Here is a 9,280-nt window from a genome sequence, read left to right as displayed (position 1 = left end):
TATCTAGTTTTCAAAGAACTTCTTTGCTATCAAAAGCATGAATATTATAACACTAAATTAATTTCTCAAAATTTTTTTTAATTTTTTTAATGTTGAATAAAAAAACACAACTAGTTAATAATTACTAGTTGTGCCACTTAATAATTAGCTATCTAAAATTTTCTTCTCAGTCTATTTTTATTGCCCCTCTAAAATTGACTTATTTTAAATTTCTATATTATATATATTGATTGGTTTTATTGTATTCTCTCTTTTAGTGTTTAATTCAATAATTACAGCATTTAACTGTGTGTTATTTTCGCTGACAGTAAATTTCTCCCTACTGTTATATCTCATTTTTTTATAAACTTCCTCAAAGTTTGCACCGATTGCCGCATTCATAGGACCAACCATACCTACATCAGTAATATATGTAGTTCCTTTTGGTAAGATCCTATAATCATTAGTTTGAACATGTGTATGTGTTCCAACTACTGCATCGACAACTCCATCTAAATATAGACCCAGTACATTTTTCTCACTTGTTGTTTCAGCATGGAAATCAACAAAATTAAAGTCCACAGATTCTTCTTCCATAATAGAATCCATAGCATCAAAAAAGTTATTTGCACTTTCTTGTTCTCATGGACTAAGTAGATTATTAAAAGTTATACCCAACAAACTAATAACTCTTAGTTTAGAATTTTTAACCTTAAATATCTTAGCCCCACTTCCTTGATAGCCTTTATCTATGTTTAATGGTCTAATTATGTTATTCTCATTTTCTAATAGTTCATAAATTTCCTCATTAGCTCATACATGGTTTCCCATAGTAAATGCATTTATCCCTAATTCTGAAAGTTTTAAATAATCTGTTTTATTAAGGCCTTTTCTTCCAGAAATGTTTTCCCCTTGAGCAATGATGAAATCTATTTTGTATTTTTCTTTTAAAGTTCGGATATATTTTTCTACAGTTTTAATTCCTGGTTCTCCAAAAATATCTCCAAAAAATAGTATTCTAATTTTCTTATTTCTTTGCTTAGTCAAGTTCATATAGCAATTATATGACTAACAAATTAAATGTTTAACTTATTTTTAACATTTAATTTTAGTTAAAATTGCTTCTCTTAACTCATTATCATTTTCAATATAATCGTGCATATTTTTCTTTCCTTGAGCTATATTTTTGCCATTATAGCTATATCAAGAACCTTTTTTCTCAATTATTTTTTCTTCGACTGCGACATCAACAAGTTCTGAAAGCTTATCAATACCTTTCGAAAATATCAATTCGCTCTGAGCAGACGTATAAGGGGCTGATAATTTATTTTTAACGACCTTGAACCTAATTTCAGTTCCTGTATTTGATTTTCCATCTGTAATAATCGATCCTTTCCTTACTTCAACTCTTATACTTGAATAAAATTTAAGAGCACGTCCTCCCGGTGTTGTTTCTGGACTACCAAAAATAACTCCAATTTTTTCCCTCATTTGATTTATAAATAAGATTGTTGTCTTATTCTTATTTGAATTTCCTGTGATTTTTCTAAGTGCTTTTGACATTAATCTTGCTTGAGCACCAATTTGTTGATCGCCCATTTCTCCATTTAATTCAGCTTCTGGAACTAATGCAGCAACACTATCGACCACAATTAAGTCAATGAATCCTGATTTAGCTAGTGTATCGACAATTTCTAACGCTTGTTCTCCTGAACTTGGTTGAGATAAAATTAATTTATCTAGTTGAACACCAATTCTTTTAGCATATTCAGGATCTATTGATTGTTCTGCATCTATAAATGCAGCTAAACCTCCATTCTTTTGAACTTCAGCTATAGTATGTAGTGCTAAAGTTGTTTTACCACTACTTTCAGGACCATAGATTTCAATAATCTTCCCTTGTGGAAAACCACCTATACCTAAGGCTCTGTCTAGAACATAGCTACCACTATGTATAGTTTGTATATTTATTTCAGGTTTTTCACCTAAGATCATTATTGAATCATTACCAAACCTTTTTTCAATTTCATTTAAAACTGATTTTGCATTTTTCATTAATGTTGCATAATCAGGAATCGGAATGGTTGTTTCGATTTCTGTTAAATTCATTTTTCACCTCCCATTCTAATTACACAACTTTTTTAAGAAAATTTATCGCTCATTCCAAAACTGAACTAAAAAAGAACCACAAGTATCATAGTATAAATTCCCGGTTAACTATGATGACTTGTGGTTCATTTTTTATAATAACTGCAATAAAATAAAAATTAAAAATTTTTCGTTAAATGTAAAAAAATTTTAAAAAATCAATTATTTACGAATATTTAAAGCTTCAATCACTTCGTTGTATTTTTCAAAATTTGTTTCTTTTAAATGTCTTAAAAGAACTTTACGATGTGAAATTTTTGCTAAGAAGCCTCTTCTAGAATGATTATCTTTTGGGTTGTTAGCAAAGTGAGGTTTTAAAAGTTCGATATCTTCTGTTAAGATAGCGATTTGAACTGCTATATTTCCAGTATCTTTAGAATTTTTACCGAATTTTTCAGTTAATTCTAATTTTCTTTGTTTTGAAACCATAATATCTCCTTCTAATTTGAAATTATTATGTTTATAACCCAGATGTTTTATATATCAAAACTCCGAGCTATAAATTTGTGTTTTATATGAAAAAATCTGATATTTCCTAGTATCTGTAAGTTTTATTTAATAATTACATATTGCAATTATTTTTAATTATATAACTTTTTAATTAAATTGCTTTAATTCTAAATCTAATTTAATAATTAAATAATATTTCTTTAGATTTTGCAATATCAGTGTCACTTAAAAATGCTTCATATTCATTTTTAATTAATCTAACTACTTTTCTGAATTCAATAACTATTTGACTATCTGCTAAATCTTCAAGTTCAAAGTTAAATAAATCTAAATAAATCGAATGATCCAAATCAATTAATATGCTTGAATATATTACTAAATCTTCAAAATAAATCACACCTGAATATACACCTGGATGAATGTTTACTAAATTTGCAGATTTTGTGATTATTAAATCTGAATTTACATTACAACTGATTGCATAATTGAAAACTAATAATGAATTAACAAAATCTAAATCACCAAACTCTATGCTTTCCTTTAGTTTTGATGTACTGATTTTTACATTTTCAATTTTCTGAGTTGGCTCAGTAATAAATGAATAATTTTCATTTAAAGTATTCTCATTTTTTGCAAGTTCAAAATTATAACTTGCTCGATGACCGCATTTGTAATCTTCACCAGATATAAATGTGACTTTTTTATTTTGACCTAATTTATTTAAAAATAAAATTCCATCTCAATTTCTGATCGCTTCAAAATCAAGTTCAATAATTGAATCTAAATCCAATTGAGTAAGCTGCATATATTTTGCATTTTTATCTGTAAAACTAGTTCCATTATCTTTTGGCAGCAATTTGTCAGAATTAAAACAAACTAAAATAACTCTGTTATCTTCATTTTGTTTTTTTAATTCAATAGCCTTTTTATAGAGTTGATAGTGACCTAAATGAAATGAATTAAATTCACCCAAAAGAAAAATATCATTATCTTTTGTCTCAAAATCATCTAAATCATAGATTAATAAATCTTCCATATTAAATCAAACCTAATTCTTTTAATTTTAAATATGCTCCATCGTATTCTGCATCTAACATAATTTCATCAGCATATTTTTTAACACTGTTACTTGTAGTTTCTGTAGTTACACCAATATAAGCTTTTTGTAGCATATCAACATCATTTGCTCCATCACCAAAGGCAATTAAGTTTTCTTGCAATGTGAAACCAAGTCTTTCACACAACACTTCTAAAGCAGTACTTTTCATACAGTTTTTTGGACTAATGAAAATTCCATTACTTCAAGTTGAAGACACTTCCATTGATAAATTGTTGTCTTCGATGAATTTTTGCATTTCCTTACCTAATATTTTTGCATCAGGTGTGTTAATTGTAATCATATATAAATCATCATTTGATAGTTCTTTTTCATCAAAATCATAATAATTAGTCATAAACGGTCTAATAAATCAAGATCTTAAATCCATTGTAGGCGACTTAAAGACTTTATCAAAATCAGTTACTGCAAATGCAACAATTTTATCTTTGTATGCATTATAAAACTTAACAACATCTTCTTTAAGAAGAGTATTTTTGTAAATAAATTTCTCGGTTTCAAGATCATAAATAAATGATCCATTTGCTCCTACAAAGTAATTTGGTTGAAGAACTTTTAAAAAATCTCCAATTGTTGCGAATTCTCTTGCTGTAGCTAAAACTGAAACAATTCCATTTTGTTTTAATAATGGAAAAATTTTTCTTGTATTTAATGAAAATTCTCTGATCCCTTTAGCTAATAATGTCCCATCAATATCAAATGCAGCTACTTTAATATTATCTTTGATTGTTTTCATATAAATTTATCCTTTCGATCGAAACTTTTCTAGGTTTAAAAATACCTTTTATTACTTGACCAATGGCTCAAACTTCATTTTCATTTGGCGAATAAAGTAGGTAATCACCATCTTCTTTTTCAACTTTAAATTCATTACCATTTTTAATGAATTTAAAAATTTCATTATTTGAAATCATTTTTTTTAGATTTAATAATTTATCAATTTGAATTTGTTCATAGTGTTCTTCAGATAAGCCATCAACAGAAACATTTCCACAGCTTACTCTTTTTAAATAAGTCATTACACAATTTGTTCCTGCCTTTTGTGCCGTATCAACTAAAACACTTCTAACGTAGGCCCCTTCAGAAACTTTTAATTCAACTGTTGCTTCTTGAGTTTGCTCATAAAAATCAATTAAATTGTAAGTGAATATTTCTATTGGTTGTTTTCTTAATTCAACTTCCTTTTGCTCTCTTGCATACTCATATGCTTTCTTACCATTTATCTTTTTTGCGCTATATATAGGTGGTATTTGAAATTTTAACGTTTTAACGTACTCCATTGCTTCAAGAAATTCTTGTTTTGTAATTGGTTTATTATTTAGCATTTCAACCTTACCATCAACATCATACGTGTCGCTTTTGTAATTGAATTTACATTTTGCTATATAAGTTTTAGTTTTGTCAGCAATATAAGGCAACAATTTAGTTTCGAAATCTGTTGCAAAAATTATTAAACCGCTTGCTAATGGATCTAAAATTCCAGAATGGCCTATTTTTTTGGCACCCAATTCTTTTTGTAAACCTCTAATAGTTTTATTTGAAAAATCGCCACTTTTTTTATGATATTTGTAAAACATAATGCACCTACTTTTAGTATTTAAATTTTATAAGAAAAAATAATATTAATTTAATATTATTTGCAAAGTTATTCAATCACAAAAGTGCTATAATACTTTCAACTATGAATACATCTAAAAATCCAATTATTATTTTCACTGGACCTAGTGGTGTAGGAAAAGGGACAGTTGAAAGATTATTATTCGAATACGATGAGTTAAACTTATCGTTATCTTGTTCTGCTACAACGAGACTTCCTAGAGAAGGGGAGTTAGATGGTATTCATTACTATTTCATTGATAGAGATAGATTCAGAGACAAAATTAAAAGTAGAAAATTTCTTGAATTTTCTTACCATTTAGATAATTATTATGGAACTTTATATTCTGAGTTAGATAAGATTCATAAAAAACATAAAGTGCCTATGTTAGAAATAGAAACAAATGGTGCTAAACAAGTTATTAAGAAGTTCACTCAAGATACAAGAGAAGCTGATAAATACCACTTAATAACTATATTTTTAGCTCCACCATCAGTTGATGATTTAAGAAAAAGAATTTTAAACCGTGGTTCTGAAAATCCACAAACTCTTAAGAGTAGACTTAAAAAAGCTGAAGAAGAAATTGCTGATTCACACATTTTCCAATACATTGTTGTAAATGATGTTCCTGAAAGAGCGGCAGAAGAAATCAGAAGCATTCTACACAAGGAGCTTGGAATTGAGTAGTTTCTATTTTGAATCATTACAAGGTATTAGACCTAAAAACGATGATAGAGTAGCTGTATTTGAAAATGATACAGCTTATTTATCTATTCTATGTGATGGAATTGGTGGACAACCACACGGTGACACGGCTGCTCAAACAATAATTTCAAGATTTAAAACAGAATTTGAAAGCATTGGAACTCTTAATTCAGCAATTGCTATTGAATATTTTATAAAAAACACATTCGACAAAGTTCATAATGATTTTTACAACTTAATCAAAGAAGATCCATCAAAATTTACAATGGGTTCAACTTGTGTTGGATATTATTTTTCTAAATTGTTAAATTCACTTGTGATTTTTAACATCGGTGATAGTAGATGTTATTTATTAATTAAAAAATCTAAAAAAACAGAACTTAAGTTGATGACAAGAGACCACAACTTATTAAATAAGCTTACTGAAGAAAATAAAGATTCATCAACTTTTTCAGATAGCTATTTAAGATTACTTGTTAATGCTATTAGTTACAATAACAAAAAACATTTTGATGTTGACTTATTTGTTTTAGATCCAAAATCATTAAATATTATTGAGTGAATTGTATTAACTTCAGATGGTATTCACGAATTTGTTTCAACTTCAAAAATTGAAAATATTTTAACATCAACCAATTGTCCTGAAGAGGCTACTAAAAAGATAGTCTCAGAGGCACAAAAGAATAAATCAAGTGATAATATGAGCATAGTTTTACAAAGATTGAGAGGTACAAATGAGTAAATCAAACGAACAAATTAACTTAAATCCTCAATCTAATATTTATAAAAAATACGATGTTCAAAGAATTCTTGGAACTGGAGGAATGGGAACTGTTTTTTTGGCTACATTCAAGAATGATAAAAACAAAAAAGTAGCAATTAAATATTTAAATAATATTTTTAATGAAACTGAAGCTAAAAGATTTGAAGATGAAGCTAAATTACTTTCAAAAGTAAAATCTAAGTACTTACCAAGTTTTTATGAGCATCATAAAAGTTCAACTGAAGAATACTATGTTATGGAATATATCAGTGGTTTGACATTGCACGACCACATTCGAAAACATACATCCTTGAGTGCTAAAAAAGCAAGATCATACATTATGGAAATCGCTGAAGGAATAGGCGAACTTCATGTGCATGGAATTATTCACAGGGATATAAAAAGTCAAAATATCATAATTACTAATGACCAAAAAATTAAAATCCTAGACCTTGGCATTTCATTAACTCCTGAATCACAAAGATTAACAAGAGAAAATGCAGTTATTTGTAGCCCGTATTATGCAGCACCTGAATACTCAATTAAAAACCACAAAATAACAAAAGCTGTTGATATTTATGCTTTAGGTGTTTTATTGTTCGAAATGTTAACGGGAACTTATCCATACAAAAGCGAACATGAACATGAAACAATAACATTGCATTATAAAGGTACATTCCCATCAGCCAGAAACTTTACTGATATCCCTCAAGCATTGGATAATGTCATTTTGAAAGCTACAGCTAAAAAACCTGCAGATAGATATCAAACTGTTTTTGAATTTAAAAAAGCCGTCAGCGAATCGCTTGATTCCTCAAAAATGTTTGAGACACCATTGAAACCTGGTAAAGCTAAACAAAAGAAAAAACTTAGCAATATTATTAATAGCAATGCTTTCCTAATTACAATGATTGTTATTATTCTTGTAATAATTCTTGGAGTAGTTTTATGATTTACAATTTGAGGTAGCAATTAATGATTTACAAAGTCACAAAAATTGTCGCAGGAATTTACACATTGCAAAATAATCAAGGTGAGATTTTAAATATACCTGCTGCAGGTAAATTAAGATACCAAAATCAAACACCTATTGTTGGAGATAATGTTTTAGTTGAGAATAATCAATTAAAGGAAATCTTAGAAAGAAAAAACGAATTCATAAGACCCAAAGTTGCAAACGTTGATCAAATGATTGTTGTAATGTCTGTTAAGGATCCACAATTTCAATTTTTTTTAGTTGATAAATATCTTGCGATTATTGAATTTAAGAAAATTAAGCCAATTATCTTTTTAACCAAGACTGATTTGGATTCTGAATACTCTAGAGAAATTTATGAGTATTACTCAAATATGGGTTATAAAGTATTTTTAATCGATAATCTAAAACCATCAAGCTACATAAATGAAGTTAAACAAATATTTAAAGACAAATATTCTGTTTTTATGGGTCAAAGTGGTGTTGGAAAAACAACAACTATCAATAATTTGGGTCAATTTAGCTTTGACACTCAAGAAATTTCTAAGGCACTAGGAAGAGGAAAACATACAACAAGAGTTGTCTCAATAATCCCTTTTAATGATGGTTATGTTATTGATACGCCTGGTTTTTCATCCTTAAATTTGGATTTAACACCAGTTGAATTGGCACAAAGTTTTGAAACATTTTATGAGTTATCAAAACTTTGCAAATTCAGAAACTGCTTGCACATAAACGAAAAAGATCAAGACTGTGCTATTAAGCAACAAATTAACACTAAGCTAGTTCCTTTAAAACGTTATGAAAATTATGTAAAATTAAATCAAGAAATTAATGAAAATAAAAGAGGATTTTAATATGACAAAATATGTAACACCAAGTTTATTAAATGTTGAAAAAGAAAACAGATTAGCAATGGCTAATACATTGGTTGAAAATGGTATCAAATGAATTCACTATGATGTTATGGATGGAAAATTTGTTCCTAACACAGCAATTCAAGTAGAAGAAATTGAAAACATCAATAAAAATGGTTTAAAACACCTTAAAGATGCTCATTTAATGGTTGTTAACCCTTATGATTATATAGACCAAATTAAAGATGTAGTTGATATCATCACATTCCACTTTGAAGCTATCAAAGATGATCTTAAAAAATTTGATGAATTTTTAACTCAAAAATATGATGAATTAAAAATCGGTTTAGCAATCAAACCAGCTACATCAGTTGATGAAATTAAGCCATTTTTAGATAGATTAGCTCTTGTTTTAGTTATGTCAGTAGAACCAGGTGCTGGAGGGCAAAAATTTATGCCATCTGCATTAGAAAAAATTGCTTACTTAAAAGATTTGAAAATTGAAAATGGTTGCGAATACTTAATTCAAGTTGATGGAGGAATTAACAATGTAACTGGACCAGAAGCTTTTAAAGCAGGTGCTGATGCATGTGTCGCAGGAACATACATTGTTGTTGAACCAACAAAAGAAAGAATTCAATCAGTTTTAGGACACCATAGATAATTTTAGAAAAAGCAACAATTGTTG

General features: G+C 28.0%; 11 protein-coding genes. 5 read left to right on the top strand and 6 right to left on the bottom strand.

Going from position 1 to position 9,280, the window contains the following annotated elements; translation table 4 throughout:
- Positions 1-204 precede the first annotated feature (204 nt).
- The 6 genes from VBM91_RS02685 to truB all read right to left on the bottom strand — a co-directional run bounded on the left by VBM91_RS02685 (position 205) and on the right by truB (position 5,271).
- Positions 205-1,032, bottom strand: a complete 828-nt coding sequence (locus VBM91_RS02685) for a TIGR00282 family metallophosphoesterase (RefSeq protein WP_323188760.1) — start codon at positions 1,030-1,032, stop codon at positions 205-207.
- Between the two features lie 42 nt (positions 1,033-1,074).
- Positions 1,075-2,088, bottom strand: coding sequence for a recombinase RecA (gene recA, locus VBM91_RS02680; RefSeq protein WP_323188759.1), 1,014 nt, complete (start codon positions 2,086-2,088; stop codon positions 1,075-1,077).
- Between the two features lie 201 nt (positions 2,089-2,289).
- Positions 2,290-2,556, bottom strand: coding sequence for a 30S ribosomal protein S15 (rpsO, locus tag VBM91_RS02675; protein ID WP_323177784.1), 267 nt, complete (start codon positions 2,554-2,556; stop codon positions 2,290-2,292).
- A gap of 199 nt (positions 2,557-2,755) precedes the next feature.
- A complete protein-coding gene (locus VBM91_RS02670; RefSeq protein ID WP_323189191.1) occupies positions 2,756-3,613 on the bottom strand; it encodes an FAD synthase in 858 nt (285 codons plus the stop codon).
- Between the two features lies 1 nt (position 3,614).
- Positions 3,615-4,430 carry a YcsE-related riboflavin metabolism phosphatase gene (locus VBM91_RS02665; protein WP_323189190.1) on the bottom strand — a complete coding sequence of 272 codons (816 nt, stop codon included), beginning with the start codon at positions 4,428-4,430 and terminating at the stop codon, positions 3,615-3,617.
- Positions 4,411-5,271 carry a tRNA pseudouridine(55) synthase TruB gene (gene truB, locus VBM91_RS02660; protein ID WP_323188756.1) on the bottom strand — a complete coding sequence of 287 codons (861 nt, stop codon included), beginning with the start codon at positions 5,269-5,271 and terminating at the stop codon, positions 4,411-4,413. The genes VBM91_RS02665 and truB overlap by 20 nt, the downstream gene beginning before the upstream one ends.
- Before the next feature lie 104 nt (positions 5,272-5,375).
- Between truB and gmk the strand changes: the two genes are divergently transcribed.
- Genes gmk through VBM91_RS02635 form a run of 5 tightly spaced genes read left to right on the top strand, consistent with a single transcriptional unit; the run spans position 5,376 to position 9,256 of the window.
- Complete coding sequence (gene gmk / locus VBM91_RS02655) at positions 5,376-5,978, top strand: guanylate kinase (protein ID WP_257089243.1); 603 nt, start codon at positions 5,376-5,378, stop codon at positions 5,976-5,978.
- Positions 5,971-6,738: a PP2C family serine/threonine-protein phosphatase gene (locus VBM91_RS02650; RefSeq protein ID WP_323189189.1), complete on the top strand. Its 768-nt coding sequence runs from the start codon at positions 5,971-5,973 to the stop codon at positions 6,736-6,738. The genes gmk and VBM91_RS02650 overlap by 8 nt, the downstream gene beginning before the upstream one ends.
- A complete protein-coding gene (locus VBM91_RS02645) occupies positions 6,731-7,735 on the top strand; it encodes a serine/threonine-protein kinase (RefSeq protein ID WP_323189188.1) in 1,005 nt (334 codons plus the stop codon). Before VBM91_RS02650 ends, VBM91_RS02645 begins: the two co-directional genes overlap by 8 nt.
- Positions 7,735-8,592: a ribosome small subunit-dependent GTPase A gene (gene rsgA, locus VBM91_RS02640; RefSeq protein ID WP_323188753.1), complete on the top strand. Its 858-nt coding sequence runs from the start codon at positions 7,735-7,737 to the stop codon at positions 8,590-8,592. Before VBM91_RS02645 ends, rsgA begins: the two co-directional genes overlap by 1 nt.
- Positions 8,570-9,256, top strand: a complete 687-nt coding sequence (locus VBM91_RS02635) for a ribulose-phosphate 3-epimerase (protein WP_323188752.1) — start codon at positions 8,570-8,572, stop codon at positions 9,254-9,256. Before rsgA ends, VBM91_RS02635 begins: the two co-directional genes overlap by 23 nt.
- Positions 9,257-9,280 lie beyond the last annotated feature (24 nt).

The sequence above is a fragment of the Mycoplasma sp. 2248 genome (genome assembly GCF_034863245.1).
GTDB lineage: Bacteria > Bacillota_I > Bacilli_A > Mycoplasmatales > Metamycoplasmataceae > Mycoplasmopsis.
This window is presented reverse-complemented; position numbering and strand designations above follow the sequence as displayed.